This is a genomic window from Nocardioides sp. NPDC000445 (assembly GCF_040300245.1).
Taxonomy (GTDB): domain Bacteria; phylum Actinomycetota; class Actinomycetes; order Propionibacteriales; family Nocardioidaceae; genus Nocardioides.
Window position 1 is genome coordinate 1 of record NZ_JBEPDH010000016.1, and the last position, 20272, is coordinate 20272.

Here is a 20272-nt window from a genome sequence, read left to right on the forward strand (position 1 = left end):
ACCGCAGTCCACTACGTCGGGGTCGTCATAGCGGCCTGGGTGGCGATCGGCGAGGAAGGCGAGGTACGTTCCGCCGGGTGGGTCGGCATTGCCGGAGGCCTGCTGACCGCCTTCGCTGCATGGCAGATCCAGCAGTCGCTGACACGGGGCGGCCCGGGGTCTGGCACAACCTGACCCGCTCAGCATGCGCACGTCCACTTCGCCCAGATGGGGCATGACTCCGCACATCAGCGGCAGTTCCATGGGTTATGGCTTTCTTTCCTGCGTCTTTGGCCGACTTCGGCCACGGCTCCATGACTCTGGGCGACGGGACGAAGGCTCTGGGCAGTCGTCCGCTGATGGCCCTTCTTGTCGACTGGGACAGCAACCCCAGCAAGATCTCGAGTTTCCATGGGCTCGGCTACTACGAACAGTTGGCATTCGGCAACCCGACGCCGCCGTTCTCGACGGCCGACCCGATCAACCCGGCCAGCCTCTCGGAGTACTTTCGAGAGAACAGCCTGGGCCGCTTCGGCTTCACCCGGGTGGGCCTGTTCGAAGTCACGATGGGATCGACGGTTCCGGACGGCGTGCCGTCCAAACGCTGCAGGCAGGTGCTGGAGACGTTTCCGCCCAACATGCTTGCGCAGCACAACGTCGACGCTGACGCCGTGCTCGAGGAGAGCGAACTCAGCATCGTGATGGTGGAGAACTTCGCCGGCGCCTTGCCGGGCATCGCCTTCAACGAGGTCTTCACCCTGACCGGCAGCACCACACCCTTCCTCCCTGACGGCATCCAGGTTCGGATCCGATTGGCGGGAGGTGGCCCCCTTACACCCTTCTATCAACTGGCCCACGAAGCTTCCCACCTGCTGCGCACGATCGACATGTACAACATGGGCCAGCAGCCCAACAACGGCAACGTACTGATGACGCTGATGAGCTCGTTCTCGTTCACCAGCGACGATCAGGTCATCGTGCACCTCGACATGTGGCACAAGATGCAGCTCGGCTGGGCTGAACCACGCCGGTTCGCGCTCAAGAGCCAACGGTCCGAGGACGTGCGCGACGACACCGCCGACGGGGCCTTCATCCTCTGGGACGAGACCCGGCGGGACAGCGAGTACTTCCTGGTCGAGCGCCGCAGGTCCGGCGGGCCGGCCCGGCGTTACGACGCTGACTTCCCCGGTGACGGTGTCTGCGTGTGGCGGGTGCAGAAGTCGACCCCGAACGGACCCATCGTCCAGAACCTGCGGCCGCCGGACTTGCTGGCCGGCGTCCAGGGCGTCTGGAGAGTGGGCGAGGAAACGCCTCCCCTTGTGTGGTCCGACGGGACGACGACAAACGTGACCCTCAAGTTTGCCGCGGCACAGGACGGCCGCGTGCGCGTCTCCTGGGGCGAGGCGCTCACACACGCCAGCTCGGTGCGGCACCTACGGCTGTTCCACGGAGGCAACGGCTCCGACGGCGTCGGTGGCCTCACCCGGCAAGGCGTCTTCTTCGGGGTGACGACCGAAGGCAACCTGGAGTGGAACCGCTACAACGGCCAGGGCGAGCAGGCCGGTGACCAGCTGGCCCTCCAGTCGTGGTCCCCCAACACCGGGAACCTGATCGGCCGCGGATTCGCTCACCTGAAGCAGGTCGTCGGCGGCGGGGACGGGGTGATCTTGGTGGTCCACCCCGACGGGACGCTGCGCTGGTTCGGCTACGACGGCAACGGCGAGGCCGACATCACCGGCGCCGCGGGGTTCGTACCGAACTCCGGCAACACCATCCGCAGCGGGTTCGAGAACGTGACCAAGATGTTCGTCGCGCCGCGCATCGGCGTCGGCATCCACGGAATGAACATCTTCACCGTCGAGACCGATGGCTTCCTGCGCTGGTACCGGTACACGGGCAACGGCGAGCACGACCCGGGCGGCACGATGGGCTGGCACCCCAACTCGGGAAACATCGTCGGGCAGGGCTGGCAGGGCGTACGCCTGGTGTACGCCTCGGCGAACGTGTTCTTCGTGGTCACCGAGGACAACCTGCTGCGCTGGTACTCCTACTCGGGCAACGGTGAGGAGGACCCATCCGGCGTACTGGGCTGGGCACCGAACACCAGCAACCCGATCGGCCGCGGGTTCGGTGATGTGGTGCATCTCTTCGGCGGGGTCACCAATCAGGGTGGCTTCGGCCACAGCATGTTCGCAGTCAACCGGGCCGGGGACCTCCGCTGGTTCCACTACCGAGGTCAGGGCGAACGGGACGAGACCGGCGCGAGCGGGTTCATCGCTCGCTCGGGAAACGTCATCGGCACCGGCTGGTGAGCACATCCCGACCTTCTGATCGAAGACGTCTGGCGCGGAGGCGGTCGGTCGGCATCGCGACTGTGGTCGCGATCGCAGGGCTAGTGCTCACCTCGGCCGGCTGCGGCTCGGACGACGCTGAGGGCAGTGGTGCCCTCAACCTTCCGCCTACGTCGGCGACATCGCCAGAGGTAGGCGGGTCATCTCCTCCTGGCGCTCCGTCAGAAGACATGGGATGCCCCAGTGAGGAACGTCCTGAGCTGTACGTCCCGCAGGACTGGACAGCCTCGAGCATCAAGGTGTGCCACGACGTCGGGCAGAGCACGGTGCTGGTCATCAACGTGTCGGCGGTCTTCCTCAGAATCGCTCCGGGTGCGAGCTCCGCCCTCGCGTCATGGGGTCAGACCGAGACCGACTCCTTCGAGAGCATGGTCCACAACGAGATCGTGGCCAGCGCCGACACAACCGATACGTGGCTGATCCCTCCGGGTGGCTGGGTGGTGGTGAACGGGTCTCCGGCCTCGGCGACTGTGGGTCTACCGCCGACCGAGCTCGCAACCGCGTACGCGACGGACAAGCTGATCGGCTATGTCCTATCCAGGCTGACCAGTCCTGACATCGCTGCCGCCCGGCGCGTGTCGGCATGCGTCAACGAAGTCGGCGTGACCATCGCCAACGCGCAGGACCCGTACGTTGACCTCGACTACCTGCTGGCCGACGCGATGCTGGGTGCCGGCGTCCAATGCGGGCCATTGTTCCGGGAGCTGGTCACCGAAACCCCACCATCAGCCGCGCTCCAGGATGAGCTCGCCCGCTTCCGCAGCAGTGTGAGGGCGAGTGTCACTGACGATCTCATCAGGGCAGCGCGGAACTTCGTCCAGGTAGCCCGGTGAACCCGATGCCCAGGACACGCGGCACTCCGCCGCGATAGCGCCGCTTCTTCCCAAGGCGCCGGTGCCACGCACGACGGCCACGTCGGCGGCGGCGTGCTGGTAGAACGGAGTCAGGCACCCGAGACGGGAGACATGACATGCCAGGTCGAGTCAGGGTCGGTAGCGTGGCGGACTTCGCCGATGGGGAGCTGCACGTCGTAGACGCTGCGGGGACGTCGATCGTGGTCGGTCTCGCCGGAGACTCGTTGTGCGCGGCGCGCAACCGCTGTCCCCACCTGGGCTTCTCCCTCACCGCGGGGCCAGGTGGTCTGAGGTACGCCGACGGCCAGGTCGTCTGCCCGTGGCACAACTCCCGCTTCGACCTCGCCTCGGGCGAGAACCTCGACTGGACGCCCGGGTTCGCCGGCAGGGACATGCCGCGCTGGTCGCGGAGGATGATCGCGCTCGGCAGGAAGCCGTCGCCGCTGACGACGTACGAGGTCGTGGTCGAGGGTGACGACGTCTACGTCGAGCTCTGAGGAGCTCTTCACCACTACGGGCTATTGCATCCGCGCGCCGGAAAGCGTAGGCAGGGAATCAACCGGCAGTGCCGGACCGGGCGCTGCCCTGTCCCGAGAGGAGTGGGCCGTGTACGCACGCTCCACCACGTTCCAAGGCAGGCCCGCCAACATCGACGCGGGCATCACGTTCATCAACACCGAGGCCGGGCCCATGCTCGACCAGATCGAGGGCTGTCGCGGTCTCTCCCTGCTGGTCGACCGCGAGACCGGGCAGTGCATCGCAACGAGCTCCTGGGAGGACGAGACGGCCATGCGCGACAGCGATGAGCGGCTTCGCCCTCTCCGCGACCGCGGGCGAGACATCCTGGGCGGCCCCATGCAGGTCGACGAGTGGGAGATCGAGGTCATGCACCGCACCCACCACGGCGAGTGCTGCCGAGTCAGCTGGGTGCAGGGCGACCTCGACGCCATGACGGAGACCTTCCGCGTCGGAATCATGCCCGAGCTCGAGCGGACTCCCGGATTCTGCAGCGCCAGTCTGCTCCTGAACCGGTCGAGCGGCCTGGGCTGCGCGACCACAGCCTGGGAGACCCGCGCCGCGATGGAGGCCAGCCGCGCGTCGACTGACGAGATGCGCAAGCGGGCCGCCAGCGACGCCGGCGGCACGATCGTCGACGTGCACGAGTTCGACCTCGCGTACGCGCACCTGCACGTCCCCGAGATGGCTTGAGGACCTCCTCAGCCGGCCGAGCCCATCCGCGGGCGGGCTCGGCCATGTCCATGGGCATTCCTCGGATCACAGGTCGATCTCGCGCCCGACGCCAGCCTGCTACTGCGTCGGTAACGCCAATCCTGCGTGCCGAAGGGGTTGATCGCGCCAGCACGTCGGCGCATGCTCGGAGAAGGAGGTTGCGATGAAGCCCTCACGCATTCCCGACGGCATCCCGGTTCTGTCACGTGGCCGGCATCGAACGCCACGACGCGGCGCATGCTTCATGGAGCTCGCCTCGGTACTCGCCGGTGAGCGGTGGAGCGATCATCCCTCCTGCACTCATCCCTTGCTCGCGGAACTGGCAAGGATGGTGAACGATCACACCAGCGACTACGGACGCCAGCAGCTGGTGCCACTCATCCCCTCGGTCGTGGGCCGGCGCGGGAACGACCGGACGTCGCTCACGGTCGCGGTGGCGGTAGCGGCGCAGACCATCCTCGACGTCCCCGAAGGGACGCAGCGCGCGCTGGCAGCTGGCCTGCTTCAAGCTGAGCGCTTGTGCGCGGAGGCCGAGCCCGATCTGGCGGCCACCCGGCGGGATGCCCAGTTCGCCCTCGAGATGGTCCCTGGCGCGGTTGCCTGGGTCGATCGACTTCGGATCAGACGCCGGATCGACGCAAAGACCTTCGCCAAGCGTTCCGCGCCGACCATGGTCAGGTGCGCCGTCAACGGGGTCGTGACGAGCGCCAGTCCCGACTGTGACAGACGGCTAGCCGCCTTGCTCGAGGCCGGCATCGCGGCTTGTCCCGCACCAGACTCCGAGAGCGACGCACCTGCTTCGGGTCGGCTTCTGGCTCAGGCAGTGCCGACCAGCCCGCACTAGTTCGCTCCCAGCGGGCGCGACTGGCAGCGATCAGTGACGTGCGACGGCAGCGTCCGTCAGGCTGATCGTCGCCACCTCTTCGATCTCGACCGGCTGGTCGCCGCGGACGCGGTGGATCTTCACCACGACTTCGGTGGGTGAGGTCTCGAACTCGAGGAAGTGCTTGAAGAACGGCGGCTCGTCGAGGGAGTAGATCTCGGAGACGAACTTCTGGATCGGCCCGAACGGTGGGTTGAGGCCGGGGAAGGCGATCTGCGCCCGACGTCTGGTCCGCCGGCCGACGCCCTCGACCTCTGCCGCTTGGCCGCCCTCCTGCTCGGCCTCGATGATGGCCGTCGCGTCCGCCTCGCTGATGAAGTCGTAATGCGTCGGGCCGCCCGGGCGGTAGCGGGGACTCACCCACGCCTTGAGGTCCACGATCAGCGAGTACGCACCGATGAACACCAGGTGGGCGAGGAGGACGGCTGCGCCGATGGCGACGGCGGTGAAGAGGGCCGCGCCGACCGCCACTGCCGGCCACCAGGTCCTGAGCCCGTTCGCGAGCCGGCCGGGCGCCTCGAAGCCGGGCACGTCGAGCAGGCCCGGCACCGCAGCGCCCAGCAGGAGCACGCCGAGGACGAGGACGGCGACGACCAGCAGCGGCATGTACAGGCGTTCGTGCTCCCGTCGCACCCAGTCGACGACCAGCATGCCGATCACAGTCACCGTGAGGAGCGCCGGCAGGGCGAAGGCGGCCCGCATCCATGCGGCGTCGACGGCGTCGGCGACCCACGCCCAGAGCACCAGCGTCACGGGCGCCGCGAGGAAGACGAGGGGCTGAACCAGCCAACGCCGCCAGCGGAGCCACGCTTGCGCCCGGCGTACGGGCTCACCGCGCAGGCGGCGGGTGAGGAGACCCGGGGCCAGGATGGCCGCCAGCACCACCACCGCGATCACCACCAACGGCACGAGTCCGAGCAGGCCGCTGCGGAACAGCAGGGTCAAGCCCTCGCCGCTCATCACGCGCAGCATCTCGCCCGCCACGACGGCGGCCTGGGCGAGCACGGCCCACACGACCGAGCGCTCGAGCCAACTCGCGGCCCTCGCGCCGTTCACGGTGGTGACGATCCGTTTCCGCCACCCGATGATCGCCAGGACGGCGTAGAGGTCGACCGCGACGACGAGGACCCAGGACACCGTACGTCCCTGGTCCGAGCCGCCCGCGTCCAAGACCATCGGCAGCAGGGCCAGGATCACGAGAGCCGCCAGCACGCACCCGAACGCGACGTGATGCCAACCGGGCACCCGCTCGACAGGGCTCCACCACCTCGACCACCGCACGCACCAGGCGTTGAGGCAGATCCACAGGGTGCACGACCCGAACAGCACCAGCAGCTCCCCTGCCGCATCCGGCAGGTAGTGGTACAGGAACAGCGTCGCCAGCACCCCCGCGACCAGCGCTTCGAGACGCAGGAGCAGCCGGCGTACGAAATGACTGCGTCCGGGACGCTGCGGCATCAGGTGCAGCAGCATCAGCACGATCATCGCGGCGATGGCCACACCCCCGGATCCGGTATCGGCGAGCCAGCGACCCAGGACCACTCCCCCGCCGAACAGCACGACGGTCAGCAGCAGCCGCCAGATGCTCGGGACGAGCTGCTGGGCGAAGTACGACAGCGACTCAGCCGAGCGCGGGAAGAGCTTGGTCGGCCGGAATCGCAGGTCGCTTCGCGCGTCCGCGGTGGCCGTCCGGATGGGATGGGTGGCGTGGGTGTACGCGCCGCCACCGCCGCTGACGATGTGCCACAGACCGTCGCGTGAGCTGTCCGGCACCGTCGGGTCGTACAGCTGGAAGTTGTGCGTGTCACCGCCCACCGTCGCGACGTAGCCGCGCTTCTCGTCGGCCACGATGTCGTACACGGTCTCGTCAGGGCTTCCGGACACCTTCCCCTTCCGGCGCTCACCGTTGACGAACAGCGGCTTGCCGGTCATCAGGATCTTCGGCTTCTCGCCACCGAGCGAGCTCAGCCAGTCGAACTGCCGGCCGTCGATGGTCCCGTCGATGCCGGTGTCGATGCACACCAGGTCCACATGCTCCGTCTTGATGACGAAGTACGGCGCCGGCTGCAGCGTGGCTTCCGGTGCCGGCGTGCCATCCGAGGCTGGTTCCCCCCACCGCGCCGGGGCGGACCTGTCTGATGGTTCGCTCGGTGTGCGCCACATGATGCGGCCGAAGCGGTCCCGGATCAGCTGCCATCGCCCCAGCGGCTCCTCGAACGACGGCGCCAGGAGCTCGCTGGGCCAGGTCGGCGGCGCGTCCGCCGGATAGAGGAACTGGTGGGCGAAGCCGTAAAGGCCGTCGTACCAGTCGTGATTGCCCGGCATCGCGTAGACCGGGACGTTCTCCGGAAGCGCAAACTTTTCCCGTACGTCAGCGGGCGCCTTGAGGCCCTCGACCCGGTTCGACCGGTACGGCTTGTAGAAGCCGTCCACGTAGTCGTTGACGTTGCCGGACGGGTAGATCACATCGCTCAGGACGAGCACGAAGCCGGCCCGTTCCGCGGCTCGCGCCAGGGCGGGTGCGACGACGTACTGCGACGCGTCCTGCTCGCCGGTGTCGCCGATGACCAGGAACCTCGAGACGTCGGAGCGGTCGATCGTCGGCTTCTTCGTCTTCGTCCAGCGTGCACGCAGGTCCTCGACGAGCCCCTGCGTCCCGCGTCCCAGGACGTCGTTGACCGAGTCGATGAGGGTGCGCGCCGCGATCCAGGAGAGGCTGTCCCACTTGGTCGGGTCGTTCTGCAGATAGTCCCGCGTGCGAGCCCAGTCCTCGCTCCCGGTATCGGTGTCATCGCCCAGAGTCATGGACATCCCCTTTGCAGGACGGACCGGCCGCCGGACCCGCGCGACCGCATGCAACAGGTGTAGACAGATCCCGGCACGGCGCGACGGTAGCGCAAGCCAGCTACCCAAGACGCGGTAGTGGCCCTATTCCCTCACCCGCTTGGTCTCGTACGCCCACATCGCGACCTCGACGCGGTTGCGGGCGCCGAGCTTGTTCATCAGCGCGGCGACATGGGACTTCACCGTGCTCAGGGTGATGTTCAGCTCTCTGGCGATCTCGGCATTGGTGCGGCCGCGCGCGACGGTGAGGAGGACCTCCTCCTCGCGCTCGGTGAGCGGCTCGATCGGCTGGGCCGGCGGGGTGGCTCGCTCCAGGCCGGCCAGCGTGGTGAGGAGGCGACGGGTGATGTTGGGCGAGATGAGCGCGTCGCCGTTCGCGGCTGCGTGGATCGCCTGGACCAGCAGCTCGGGGCCGGCGTCCTTGAGGAGGAAGCCGCGGGCGCCGGCCTTGAGGGCGCCATGGACGTACTCGTCGAGGTCGAAGGTCGTGATGACCACGATCGCGAGCGGGTCCTCGACGCCGGGGCCGGCGAGCCGGCGGGTGGCTTCGACGCCGTCGATGCCGGGCATCCGGATGTCGAAGAGGCAGACGTCGGGACGCAGCTCGCGTGCCACGGCCACCGCCTCGTGACCGTCCGTGGCCTCCCCGACGACCTCGATCCCGGGCTGCGCGTTGAGGATCATCGTCAGGCCGGTGCGGACCAGGAGCTGGTCGTCGGCGACCACCACCCGAATGGTCATCGCGACACCTCGCGCGGCAGGGTCGCCTCGACGGTCCAGCCACCAGCCGGGTCCGGCCCGGCCTGGCACACGCCGCCGAGGAGCTTGGCCCGCTCCGCCATCCCGAGCAGGCCGTAGCCCACGCTGGTCGGAGGGCGGGTCGCTTCTCCGTCGTCGTGCACACGCAACCGTACGACGCCGGCCTCGCCCCGGACCTCCACGCTGACCCTCGTGGGGTAGAAGGCGTGCCGGATCGCGTTGGTGACCGACTCCTGACAGATCCGGTACACCGACACCTCGACCGGCTGCGGCAGGTCGGAGAGATCGCCCACGCACCGCACCACCACCAAGGGGCTCATCCGGGTCAGCTCGTCCAGATCGCCGATGCCCCGCTGCGGTGCGTACTCGACGGGCACCGCGTCGGCCGCCTCGCCGTCGCGGAGCACCCGGACCATCGTGCGCATCTCGGACAACGTCTGGGAGGCCTCGGCCTCGATCACGGCCAGTGCCTCGACGGCCGCGGCCGGGTCGGTGGCCGCCACCGCCCTCCCTGCCTGCGCCTGGATCGCGATGGCGGAGACATGGTGCGCGACGGTGTCGTGCAGCTCGCGGGCGAGCTCACCGCGCTCGAGCGTACGGACCTGCTGGACCTCGCGCTGGCGCGCGACCGCGCGGTAGCGCATCGCGGCCCCCAGGGCGAAGGACGCGACCACCACGGTGGCGCCGCCGATCAGGTCCCCGAAGGTCTCGGTCGCGGCGAGTCCCAGAGTCACCGGTACGGCGACGATCGCCGTACCGATCAGAGCCTCGCGTCCCGACGCCCAGCGGTACAGGGCGTAGGGCAGCATCAGGACGCAGACCATGGTGTAGAGCCCCGCATCGACGACGTCGTCGACGATCAACGGGATGTGCAGCACCATCGCGCCGCCGAAGCCGACCGCGGTCGCCAGGAGTGGATGCGTACGCCGCCAGAGCAGGGCCGGGATCACCACGAGCGCGACCACGGTGGCCAACGGCCGCCACGGTACGTCGGGGCGGAAGATCGCCTCGCCCGCGGCCGTGGCCAGCAGCGCGCCGACCAGGGCCCAGTCCCACCACGCCCGCGCCGGCGGGTCCGGGGCACGGGGCTCGGCCAGGACTGAGCGGACGAAGGCGGTCACCACCCCTCGACCCTAGCGAGGAGACAGCCTCGCCGTACGGGGCACAAGCACGAGCGTCTCGTCGTACTTTCGGCCGAGGAGCCCACTGCTCCTTGGCCCGATGTGGATCGCTCCTCGCCCGGCCACGGTAGAGACATGTCTGATCTCCTCTACCGGCTGGGCCGGTCCGCCGCGACCCGTCCCTGGACCGCCATCGGCGCCTGGGTCGTTCTCGCGCTCGTCGTCATCGCCTCCTCCGCCGCCTTCGGGCGCGAGCTCGAGGAGAGCTTCGAGGCCCCCGGCCTCGACTCCTACCAAGCCGCGGAGCTGCTCGCCGAGGCCGAGGCCGACGAGGGCGGAGTCACCGCCCACGTCGTGCTCCGAGCGCCGGACGCCACGACGCACGTGGTGCCTGTGGAGGCGGCCCTCGCGGAGCTCCCGCACGTGCAGGGCACGACGAGCAGCGTCTCGCAGGACGGCGACATCGCGCTCGTACGGGTGCAGTACCCGGCGATCGAGCACCTCGAAGCCGCCGACCTGGACAACCTCAAGGAGGCCGTCGCCGACCTGCGTGAGGAGTCGTCGCTGACGCTGGAGACCGGGGGCGACCTGTTCTTCGCGTTCGAGGAGGCCCCCACCGGGCTTGGCGAGGTCGCGGGGATCGTGGTCGCGATGATCGTCCTGCTGATCGCCTTCGGCTCCTTCGTCGCCATGGGGCTGCCGATCGGGATGGCGCTGTTCGGCCTGGTCGTCGGCATCACCTCGATGAAGCTGGTGACGTACCTGATCGACATCCCGGCGTGGGCGCCGGAGCTCGCGGCCATGGTCGGGCTCGGCGTCGGCATCGACTACGCGCTCTTCCTGGTCACCCGGCACCGCGAGAACCTCGCTGCGGGAATGACCGTCCCCGAAGCGGTGGGCCGAGCCCTGGCGACCGCGGGACAGGCGGTGATCTTCGCCGGCGGCACCGTCGTCGTGGCGATCCTGGGGCTGCTCGTCGCGGGGATCCCGTTCGTGACCGGCGGCGGGGTCGCCATCTCCGCGATGGTGCTCGTGATGGTGCTCGCCTCGGTCACCCTCCTGCCGGCCCTGCTCGGACTGGCCGGGCACCGGATCAACGGACGCCGGCGACGGCTCGCGGACGGGGCGCACCGGCCCAACCCTCGACCCAGCACCGGCTGGTACCGGTGGGGCGCTCACGTGACCCGCAACGCGACCGCGTACCTCGTCGGAGCAGCGGTCCTCATGATCGCCCTGGCCGCACCCGTGCTCGCGCTCGACCTGGGCTTCCCCGACGACGGGACCAAGCCGGAGTCGAGGACCGAACGCCGCGCCTACGACCTGATCGCCGAAGGCTTCGGACCCGGGGCCAACGGGCCCCTGGTGATCGCCGTCGACATCTCGCAGGACCGGTCCGTCGTGGCGCCGCTGGCCGAGGCGGTGGCCGCCGACCCGGGCATCACCGCGGTCGGCGAACCGGCCATCGATCCCTCCGCGGGCGTGGCCACTCTGGTGGCGCAGCCGACCACGTCGCCCCAGGACGTCGCCACGCAGGAGACCGTGATGAGGCTGCGCGGCGACGTCATCCCGGCCGTCCTCGACGGCAGCTCGGCGACCGCCCACGTCGGCGGACAGACCGCCACCTTCGCCGACCTCGGCGACCGGGTGCAGGAGCGGATGCCACGCTTCGTGGCGGCCGTGCTGCTGCTGTCGTTCCTCCTGCTGGCGGTGCTGTTCCGGTCCGTGCTGGTCCCGCTGAAGGCGGTCGTGCTCAACCTGCTGAGCGTCGGTGCGGCGTACGGCGTGCTCGTCATGGTCTTCCAGTGGGGCTGGGCCGCCGACCTGATCGGCGTGGAGTCGACGGTGCCGATCGTGTCGTTCATCCCGCTGTTCATGTTCGCGATCCTGTTCGGGCTCTCCATGGACTACGAGGTCTTCCTGCTGTCGCGGGTGCGCGAGCAGTACCGCCGCCACGGCGACAACACCCGCGCCGTCATCGAAGGGATCGCCGGCACCGGCCGCACCATCGCCGCAGCCGCGCTGATCATGGTCGCGGTCTTCTCGGGCTTCGTCCTCGGCAGCGACCCGGTGGTGAAGATGATGGGCGTGGGCCTGGCCACGGCCATCTTCCTCGACGCCACCGTCGTACGCCTGATGCTGGTCCCCGCGACCATGAAGCTCCTGGGCAACGCGAACTGGTGGCTGCCGCAATGGCTGGATCGGCTCCTGCCGGAGCTCGACTCCGAGCCGGTGGAAGAGCCGGTCGAGGTGGGAAGCCCCCAGATTGGCGTATAGCAACACGTCGAGGCCGGACTGATGATGAAAGTGCAAGCCCACACGACATCTCGGCCTTCCTGGCCATTCGGTTCGGTGCCACGGCAGGTCAGGTCAGGGGCATCGAAGACGGAAGGAACAGAGGTCATGAAGCTGTTGATGAAGAGCTGTGCCATCGCCGCCGGGCTCGTGCTGGCTGGAGCCGGTGCCGCGAGCGCGGCAGAGGTGAACGGCAACGGCGACGACATCCCCGCGCCGGACCGCGCCTCCTCGGAGTGCGTGTTCTCGGGCCAGGACACCGCAGACGCCATCGAGGGCAACCCTCCAGGTTTCGATGACGACGCGCTGGGCGAGCGCGGCAACCAGAGCCCGGGAGGCAACGACCGCTACCACGGGGTGCAGAGCTACGGCATCTTCGTACGCGCCGGGCTCAAGGAGTTCGTGCCGTCGCCCGGCGAGGCATGCAGGGGCAACTGACGCCCGCAGGGATCTGCGGCTTACACCCGTCCGGCTGGGCGAGGCAACGCTCAGAGTGCCTCGCCCAGCCGCTCGCACCTGTCGTCGCTCAGCTGATGCCGAGCATGGCGACGTCCAGCTCGGGCAGGCTGGACATCTCCGCGGCGACCTCGACCGCGCGGTCTCGGACCGTGTCAGAGGCCATCGTCTCGGCGACGAGCGTCCGCAACCTGTCCACCTCACCGTCGTGAGGAACGTGGAACGCGGCACCTCCGGAGTCGACCAGGGCGGCCCCCAAGCCTGCCTTCATGACGACGGCACCGTTCGCGCCCTGATCGGCGAAGAGAGGCACGATCACCTGTGGGACGCCGGCGGCGAGGGCGTCGAGAACCGTTCCCGAGCCGCCGTGGTGGACGATCACCGCCGCACGAGAGAGAACCTCGGCGTGCTCGGCCCAGGTTTCGATCCGTACGTTCGGGGCAGCTGCGATCTGTGCGGGGTCGAGGTCGTGGCCGACGGTGAAGACGGCGTCCACCGGAAGCGCGCCCAGGACCTCGGCGACGATGTCGAACCACGGCCGCATCGGCGGCATCGTGGGCGCGACGGTGCCGAGGGTCGCGTAGACGAAGCTCTGATCGACCTCACGCGTGAGCGGCTCACCGACCCGGTAGCGCGCCGTGGCGGAGAACGGCGAGGGGTCGAGGCTGGCCGGGAACCTGGTCAGGATCGGCGACTCGACGATCTCGCGGTGCAGGCCCGACCGCCATTCCTCGAGCACCGGCGCCGCCGCGCTTTCGAAGAACGCGATCTCCGAGCACAGGCTGACGCCGAGCCGCACCTGGGGAACGCCCGCTTCGGCGGCCGCCAGGGCCGATGCGTACTCGGCAGGATCTCGCAGCACCAGGTCCGGCCGGAGATCGTCGATCGCTGCGCGTACCGCCGGGATCATCGCCCCGGAGTTGATGCGCGCGAAGAGCTCCCGCAGCACCAGCTCCCGCGCCACCTCCATCGGAGATTCGGCGACCCGTTGCCAGATCGGTGCGACCGACGCAGGGTCAGGCGCGGCGCCCTCTCGGAAATCGAACCCCTTCGCGCTCGCCTCCAACCCGGGCGGCCCCACCACGGTGACCTCGTGCCCCTGCTCGGCGAGGCGCTTCAGCCAAGGCTTCATCGGGTTGAAGTGGCCGGCGCCCGCCGTCGATACCCCCAGGATGCGCATGCTGCGCACTGTGCCCGGCGCCGGCACGATCCGGCAAGCACCTCGTCCCCACACGCCCCAGGTGACAGTCCGCGCTCTTGCGGAATGATCCCCGGATGAGCGATGGGCGCGCTCACGTCGCTCCCACGAGCTCCAGCCAGGCGGTGAGAGCGCCCGCGCTGCGCGCCGATCGGAAGCCGACATGACCGTCGGGACGAACGGCGGTGATGCCCGTGCCGGGCCAGCTGTCGATGCGGTGGCCGGTCACGCGTGGACCGAGGCGGTCGAGCTCGGCGCACTCGGCGTCGCGAGCCAGAAGCAGGTGTACGCCGGGCGAGGCCGTCAGATCGTGCAGCCGCGTCTGGCGACCCGCGCACGTGACGACGCGGTCCGGCAGCCGGTCGCCGGGGCGCGGCCCTCGGGCCAGGAAGCCGTCCGTCACCGACAGGGCACTGCCCGGGTAGCGCACCCACGGCTGTGAGAGAAGAGTGATGACGGCGGCCATGGCGCGCGGTTGTCGCAGCATCACGGGGAGCAGAGGTGCCAGCAGGGGCAGCATTCTCCCGCGCAGGAGCTGCGGCAACGGGTGCGTCGACGCCTCGGCGAAGAAGACCGTGTGGGTGAGGGCGAGCGCCTGCCGCGCCGCGGGCCGACGTTCGTGGTCGTAGGAGTCCAGCAGCGCAGGGCCTGCGTGGTCGGCGTACGCGAGCTTCCAGCCGAGGTTGACGGCGTCGATGATGCCGGTGTTCATGCCTTGGGCAGCGGCGGGCGAGTGCGTGTGGGCGGCGTCCCCGGCGAGGAAGAGGGGCCCGTGCCGGAACTCTCGGGCGACGCGGTGCTGGAGTCGTACCTGTGCCGACCACGGCATCTCCCGGACCTGTGCCTCCAGCCCGGCGTCGTCGATGAGGGCCTGCACGTCGGCAACGGGCACCGCCTCGCCGGGCTGGCCGAACGGCTGGTCCCCGTCGCGGGCCGGGCGCGTGCCGAGCAGGCGCCACGTAGCTCCCTCGCCGAGTGCGAACAGGAACAGCAGGCCAGTGCGACCGGCGACCACATGGAGTACGTCCGGCATCAGGTCGGCCTCGAGCTCGAGGTCGGCGAGCACGATCTCCTGACGGTAGGCGCCGCCGTCCCAGGCGATCCCCGCGGCGTTCCGCACACTGCTGGCGGGCCCGTCACAGCCGACGACGTACCGGGGCGTGGCCAGCTCGTGACCACCTGCCGATGTGAGCGTGGCACGCGGGCGCTCGCCGACCACGTCCAACGCGTCGAGCCCCACTCCCCACTCCACCTCGACCCCTCGCCGGAGCAGGGCATCCTCCAGCACCTCCTCCACGTCCGCCTGCCGCACCATCGTCAGGTGCGGATAGGGCGTGCTACGCATGGCCGCCTCCCCCAGGCTGACGTCCACGACCCGGCTCCCGAGGTGCAGCTGCGCACGCGGGCTCCGGTCGGCACGCTCGAGCAAGGCTGCCGTCACCCCGAGCGGGCGCAGACACTCGAGGGTCCGTGAGTGCACGATCATCGCTCGCGATCGCCGGAACGCCTCGCTCCGGCGATCGACCACGCGTACCGTCGCGCCGTGCTCGTGGGTCTGCAGCGCGAGCGTGAGACCGGTGGGTCCGGCCCCGACGACGAGTACGTCCGGGGCGCTCATGACGAGCCGACCGGGCACCACCAGTCGGGGATCGTGGGGCTGGTGTGGCCCTCGAGCATGCCGGGATCCGCGAGCACGTCGTCGCGATGCATCCCGGGCACGACCCGGAAGTCGATCGACCCCGGTTCGCTCACCAGCGCGAGCACCCTCCACAGCGACCGGGCGTAGTGCTCGGCGAGGTCTGCGCCGTCCCACTCGTAGAAGCCGCGATAGCGACCCTGCTCGTCGGCGGCGAGCCAGAGCTTGGAGACGAATCCGGGGAACCCCACGAACAGCGGGGTGTTCAGCCAGCTCTCCCACCGGAACAGCAGGTGGCCGCGACCCCGCACCCGGCGGAGCCGGAAGCACACCACCAGAACGCACGGCTCGGCAGGTGGCAGTGCGACCGCTGTCTCGCGGTACACCTCACCGGTGGTCCCGTCGGCGAACCGGAGTCGGCGCCCCACGTTGACGCGCGGCCAGTGCACGACCCCCGTGGCCAGCATTCGCGCCGAAGCGACGACACAGCGAGCCACCGCACGCCACGCCTTCGCGGCTGGCAACGGTCCTGCTCGAGAGCCCTCGCGGTCAGATCTCGGCTCGTTCGTGCTCATCGGCGGATCCTCTCGTCCGAAGGGTGGCGACCTGGTGCTTCCAGGCAACCCGACGGCGTAGCGGCCGACGAGGGGCCTTCGTCCTCGCACTCGGTGACGGACGCCCTCGGGACGTCGGCCCGGGCCGGCCCTTCCGACCGTTCAGGCGCTCAGGAGCAAGGCGCCGTCGGGCACAGTGGTCCATGCCTGCGCCTCAGACAGCTCGCGGGCGCTGCGTCTGAGCACATCGAGACCGGGATGGTCGAGATCCGCGCGCCAGCGCATCGTCCAGGGAAACAGCGCGACGGGATCGACGAGTGGACGGGTGACGATGCCGTCGAGCGGCGCCTGGCTCTCCAAGGCGAGCCCGGGCGCACCGTGCAGCCGCAGGTGCGCGGCGAGCTCGGCACCGCCGAGGACATGGGGATGCCCATCCCCCGGGTCCACGCCGAACGGCGCGAGGAGCTGAGCCATCGCGCGGGCCCACGCGGGAGTCACGTGGTCGCCTGAGCGCGTGCACACCCGGGCCGTACGGAGAGCCTCAAGCGGTACGGCGTCGAGCACGGTCAGCTCGTGATCGTCGGGGAGCAGCACGATCACCCGCTCATGACGGACCGCCTGCGCACGCGGGGTCGAGACGCCCTGCGGGGTGGCACCGAAGCCGACGTCGGCCCCGACCACCGCGTCCGCGGATCCGCCGCCGTAGCGGACGATGAACTCGATGTCAGGGGCCGTACGCCGAGCCGCATCCAGGACACGAGCAGGCGTCGTTCCCGGCGCGACGGCGTCGATGACCAGGCTGCCGGTGTCGGCACGCAGGTCGCGTACGGCGCGGTCGTGCAGCGCGATGAGCTCGCGGGCTCGGTCCAGGAGACGCCGGCCCTCCGGCGTGAGTGCGACGCGGCGCGAGGAACGGTCGAGGAGGCGGACGCCCGCGGCGTCCTCGAGCCGGCGTACGTCTCGGCTGAGCGCCTGCTGGGCGATGAAGAGCCGGTCGGCCGCGCGCCCGAAGTGCAGCTCCTCCGCGACCGCCACGAAACGGCGCAGGAGCCTGATCTCGAGGTCGCCTGCCACGGGCCCATTCTGTCCGGTCGGCGAACGTGGTGGCAGCGGATCGACAACAGAAGTGCGTCGATCCGCGCTGCACAGGTGTTGGACGCGCATCCGAGGCCGCGAGCAACCTGGAGGTATGTCCTCGTCGAGCCCCGCGCTGGAAAGCCCGCGCGTGATCACCGCGCTGCACGGCGGAGCGGGCATGCTCACCGCGGTCTGGGGCGCAGGACTTCCGGTCCTCGACGCCCGAGTCGGTCTCGGCCCCACGCGACTCGGGCTGCTGCTCCTCACCCTCGCGCTGGGCGCGGCGATCGCGATGCCGTTGGCGGGACACCTCGCCCACCGCTGGAGCGACGCCGCGGTGCTCCGCGTCGCCCTCCCCACGGCTGCGCTCCTCCTCGCCGCGATCGGCGCGATGCCTGCCGCCGAGCCGATGATCGCCCTCGCCGCCGTCTTCGGCCTCTGCTGCGGCGCGATCAACGTCGGGCTGACCTCGCAGGCAACGGCGGCCGAGCGTGCAGCGGGGCGACCTGTGATCGCCCGGATGCATGGATGCTGGACGCTCGGCGCCGTCCTGGGGTCGTCGGCACTGGCAGCCGCGCTGCGTGCCGGCGGAGACAGCCTCGTGCTCCTGCCCGCCGCCGCACTGAGCGCCGGCGCTCTGCTCACGCTCCTGTCGCTGCGGCTCCCGGTCGACCGCGCCGGCACCGAGCCGGGCACCGCCGCGGATCCGAACGCGGCAGCTTCTCAGGGGCCGACGCGCGCGGTGAGCCCCGTGCTCGTCGGCGCCGGTGCTGCGGCCGCTGCCGCCTTCGTGGTGGAAGGTGCGGCCACCGACTGGGCGGGGATCCACACCACTCGCGTCCTCGGCGCCGAACCGGCCGCCGGAGCCATGATGTACGCCGTCTTCTTCGCTGCGATGACCGTGGTCCGCTTCGCGGGAGACCGTCTGCGCGGCACGGTCGCCGCACCGGTCCTCGTGGCAGCCGCCGCCGGGGTGACGCTGCTCGGATTCGTACTCGTCCTCCTCTCCCCCGCCGTCGCGGAGGGCGCGCGGGTCGTGGTCGCCGCCGGAGGATGGGCGCTCGCCGGCGCGGGCACGGCCCTCGTCTGGCCGATCGTGATCGGAAGCCTGGGCGCGTCCCGGATCGATCCGCGGCGGCTCTCGGTCGTCACCACGATCGGATATCTCGGCGGATTCGTGGGGCCGGTCCTCATCGGTGGGCTCGCCGCAGGGGTGGGGCTGGCCGGCGCGATGGTGCTACCCGCGGCGCTCACGGTCCTGCTCGCAGCCGCCGCGCCGCCCCTCGTCTCCAGGCTGCTGCGCCTGGCCTCGACCCGACCACAGCCGTCACCGATACCGATACCGACACCAAGGAGAACGCCATGTACGCACCCGCCCAGATCGACCTGCCCGAAACACGCCTGAACTACGAGCTACGCGGATCCGGTCCCGCCATCGCGCTCGTCGGATCGCCGATGACCGCCGAGGAGTTCGCCCCGCTCGCCGAGGCGCTCGCCGCCGACCACACCGTCCTCACCCACGACCCGCGCGGCCACGGCGGGAGCGTCCTGACCGATAGGTCCGTCGGCTCCACACCCGAGCAGCGCGCGGACGATCTCGCCGAGCTCGTACGCCGCACCGGGCTCGGCCCGGTCGCCATCCTCGGGTCCAGCGGCGGTGCCGTGACGGCCCTCGCCTTCGCCCAGCGTCATCCGGAGCTCGCCACGACGGTCGTGGCGCACGAGCCCCCGCTGCTGGAGCTCCTCGACGACCGGGAGGAGCAGCGTGCCCTGACGGATGCGATGCGACGTTGCTACGCCGACGGTGACGTGGTCGGCGCATGGGGCATGTTCTTCGACCAAGCGAACATCGTCGTGCCGGACGGCATGCTCGAGGCCATGTTCGGCGGCGAGCGCAGCCCGAGCGCTCTGGCGGAAGAGGCGTTCTGGTACGCCCAGGAGCTGCCGGCCTCCGTGCGGTGGGAGCCGGACGAGGAAGCGCTGCGCCGCGGCCCTCGCATCGTCCTCGGCATCGGCGAGGAGTCCGCTGGTCAGCTGTGTGAGCGTACGACCGTGGCGCTCGCCACGCGGCTCGGACTCACCGCCATGCGGTTCCCCGGCGACCACACCGGTTTCGTGGACCACCCGAGTGCCTTCGCCGCGCGTCTGAAGGACGCGCTGGTCTGACCGAGTGCCACTCGGGCTGAAGCGCTAGTTCGGCGGCGAGTTCCGGAACTGGAACTGCACTCGTACGTCGTCATCGAGCCGGACCAGGATGGTGGTGCCGCCGGCGCTCCAGGTGTCAGGCACGAGGAACATCCGGTCGTCGCCCTGGATCAGCAGCCTCAGCCGCCAGTAGCGGAAGCGGTAGTCGCCCTCCCCGGCGTCAGGTCGTACGACCTCCTCGACCCCGGCGGTGGCCGGGACGTACAGCCGCTCGCGGGTGTCGAGGACGACGCTGGGCAGGCTGCGGAGGTTGCGGGCCTGTTCCATCGCCAGGCCACGGCCGGTCCACTGAGCGGTCGTGGCCGTCGCCCAGACGACACAGGCGGCCACGCCCACCCAGAGCAGCACGATGCGCGGTTCGAGCCGGCCGCCGCGCAGCCGCAGGGCGTACGCCACGAGTGCCGCGCCACCGCCGAGCAGGACCGGGGTCACCAGGGCGTAGTAGGTCCAGCCACCGACGAGGGCGAAGCCCGCCAGCAGCACCGTGCCGACCGCCAGGAGGACCAGTCCGGCGCCGAGGACGATGGTGACCAGCGGACGAAACCAGTCCTCCACGGCACGACGCCGAACCCAATGGTCGAAGGCGACCACGGCGACTCCGCCCAGCACCAGGACCAGCATCGGGGTCAGCAGAGGCTGTGGGCTGCGCATGACGTAGGCGCGGGTGCTGAGCCCGATCACGTCGACGTCGAGGCCGAAGTAGTCGTACTGGGCGCGGGCGGCGACGTACCCGAAGTAGAACAGCACGGCGCTGATCAGGGTCACCGGCGCGACGAAGCTCGTCGCCAGGCCCACCCAGCGGTCGATCCCCGTCGGCGGCGTATCGGTCATGG

The 20272-nt window shown here is 70.1% G+C and carries 17 protein-coding genes; 9 read left to right on the plus strand and 8 right to left on the minus strand.

Annotated features, from left to right (window positions below; translation table 11 throughout):
• Positions 1–338: 338 nt before the first annotated feature.
• The 5 genes from ABT304_RS20535 to ABT304_RS20555 all read left to right on the plus strand — a co-directional run bounded on the left by ABT304_RS20535 (position 339) and on the right by ABT304_RS20555 (position 5258).
• Positions 339–2291 (plus strand): tachylectin-related carbohydrate-binding protein, encoded by a 1953-nt coding sequence (locus ABT304_RS20535; protein ID WP_350717976.1) that lies wholly within the window; start codon positions 339–341, stop codon positions 2289–2291.
• 305 nt (positions 2292–2596) lie between these two features.
• The gene (locus tag ABT304_RS20540; protein WP_350717978.1) at positions 2597–3163 is read left to right on the plus strand and encodes a hypothetical protein; all 567 of its coding nucleotides are present in this window, start codon (positions 2597–2599) and stop codon (positions 3161–3163) included.
• Between the two features lie 137 nt (positions 3164–3300).
• Entirely contained in the window at positions 3301–3681 is a 381-nt protein-coding gene (locus tag ABT304_RS20545) for a Rieske (2Fe-2S) protein (RefSeq protein ID WP_350717980.1), read from the plus strand.
• Positions 3682–3790: 109 nt separating this feature from the next.
• Positions 3791–4393 carry a hypothetical protein gene (locus tag ABT304_RS20550; protein ID WP_160024160.1) on the plus strand — a complete coding sequence of 201 codons (603 nt, stop codon included), beginning with the start codon at positions 3791–3793 and terminating at the stop codon, positions 4391–4393.
• 184 nt (positions 4394–4577) lie between these two features.
• Positions 4578–5258 (plus strand): hypothetical protein, encoded by a 681-nt coding sequence (locus ABT304_RS20555; protein WP_350717982.1) that lies wholly within the window; start codon positions 4578–4580, stop codon positions 5256–5258.
• 30 nt (positions 5259–5288) lie between these two features.
• Here the strand turns inward: ABT304_RS20555 and ABT304_RS20560 are convergent, their stop codons facing one another.
• The 3 genes from ABT304_RS20560 to ABT304_RS20570 form a co-directional block, all read right to left on the minus strand.
• Positions 5289–8102 (minus strand): metallophosphoesterase, encoded by a 2814-nt coding sequence (locus ABT304_RS20560; protein ID WP_350717984.1) that lies wholly within the window; start codon positions 8100–8102, stop codon positions 5289–5291.
• 123 nt (positions 8103–8225) lie between these two features.
• Complete coding sequence (locus ABT304_RS20565) at positions 8226–8882, minus strand: response regulator (RefSeq protein ID WP_350717986.1); 657 nt, start codon at positions 8880–8882, stop codon at positions 8226–8228.
• Positions 8879–10021 (minus strand): sensor histidine kinase, encoded by a 1143-nt coding sequence (locus ABT304_RS20570; RefSeq protein WP_350717988.1) that lies wholly within the window; start codon positions 10019–10021, stop codon positions 8879–8881. Before ABT304_RS20570 ends, ABT304_RS20565 begins: the two co-directional genes overlap by 4 nt.
• 135 nt (positions 10022–10156) lie before the next feature.
• On the opposite strand from ABT304_RS20570, the gene ABT304_RS20575 reads away from it, so the two are divergent.
• Together ABT304_RS20575 and ABT304_RS20580 are read left to right on the plus strand one after the other, a co-directional pair.
• Complete coding sequence (locus ABT304_RS20575) at positions 10157–12295, plus strand: MMPL family transporter (RefSeq protein ID WP_350717990.1); 2139 nt, start codon at positions 10157–10159, stop codon at positions 12293–12295.
• Positions 12296–12421: 126 nt separating this feature from the next.
• A complete protein-coding gene (locus tag ABT304_RS20580) occupies positions 12422–12751 on the plus strand; it encodes a hypothetical protein (RefSeq protein WP_160024165.1) in 330 nt (109 codons plus the stop codon).
• Between the two features lie 88 nt (positions 12752–12839).
• Here the strand turns inward: ABT304_RS20580 and ABT304_RS20585 are convergent, their stop codons facing one another.
• The 4 genes from ABT304_RS20585 to ABT304_RS20600 form a co-directional block, all read right to left on the minus strand.
• Positions 12840–13949, minus strand: coding sequence for a glycosyltransferase (locus ABT304_RS20585; RefSeq protein ID WP_350717992.1), 1110 nt, complete (start codon positions 13947–13949; stop codon positions 12840–12842).
• 112 nt (positions 13950–14061) lie between these two features.
• Positions 14062–15585, minus strand: a complete 1524-nt coding sequence (locus ABT304_RS20590) for an FAD-dependent monooxygenase (protein WP_350717994.1) — start codon at positions 15583–15585, stop codon at positions 14062–14064.
• Positions 15582–16178: a hypothetical protein gene (locus tag ABT304_RS20595; RefSeq protein ID WP_350717996.1), complete on the minus strand. Its 597-nt coding sequence runs from the start codon at positions 16176–16178 to the stop codon at positions 15582–15584. The genes ABT304_RS20590 and ABT304_RS20595 overlap by 4 nt, the downstream gene beginning before the upstream one ends.
• A 141-nt stretch (positions 16179–16319) precedes the next feature.
• The gene (locus ABT304_RS20600) at positions 16320–17231 is read right to left on the minus strand and encodes a LysR family transcriptional regulator (RefSeq protein WP_350717998.1); all 912 of its coding nucleotides are present in this window, start codon (positions 17229–17231) and stop codon (positions 16320–16322) included.
• Positions 17232–17346: 115 nt separating this feature from the next.
• Here ABT304_RS20600 and ABT304_RS20605 point away from each other — a divergent pair, with 115 nt between their 5' ends.
• Positions 17347–18639, plus strand: a complete 1293-nt coding sequence (locus ABT304_RS20605; RefSeq protein ID WP_350717999.1) for an MFS transporter — start codon at positions 17347–17349, stop codon at positions 18637–18639.
• Positions 18597–19400: an alpha/beta fold hydrolase gene (locus ABT304_RS20610; protein WP_350718001.1), complete on the plus strand. Its 804-nt coding sequence runs from the start codon at positions 18597–18599 to the stop codon at positions 19398–19400. The genes ABT304_RS20605 and ABT304_RS20610 overlap by 43 nt, the downstream gene beginning before the upstream one ends.
• A 24-nt stretch (positions 19401–19424) precedes the next feature.
• Here ABT304_RS20610 and ABT304_RS20615 read toward each other — a convergent pair whose 3' ends face one another.
• Entirely contained in the window at positions 19425–20270 is an 846-nt protein-coding gene (locus ABT304_RS20615) for a hypothetical protein (protein ID WP_350718002.1), read from the minus strand.
• Between the last annotated feature and the right edge of the window lie 2 nt (positions 20271–20272).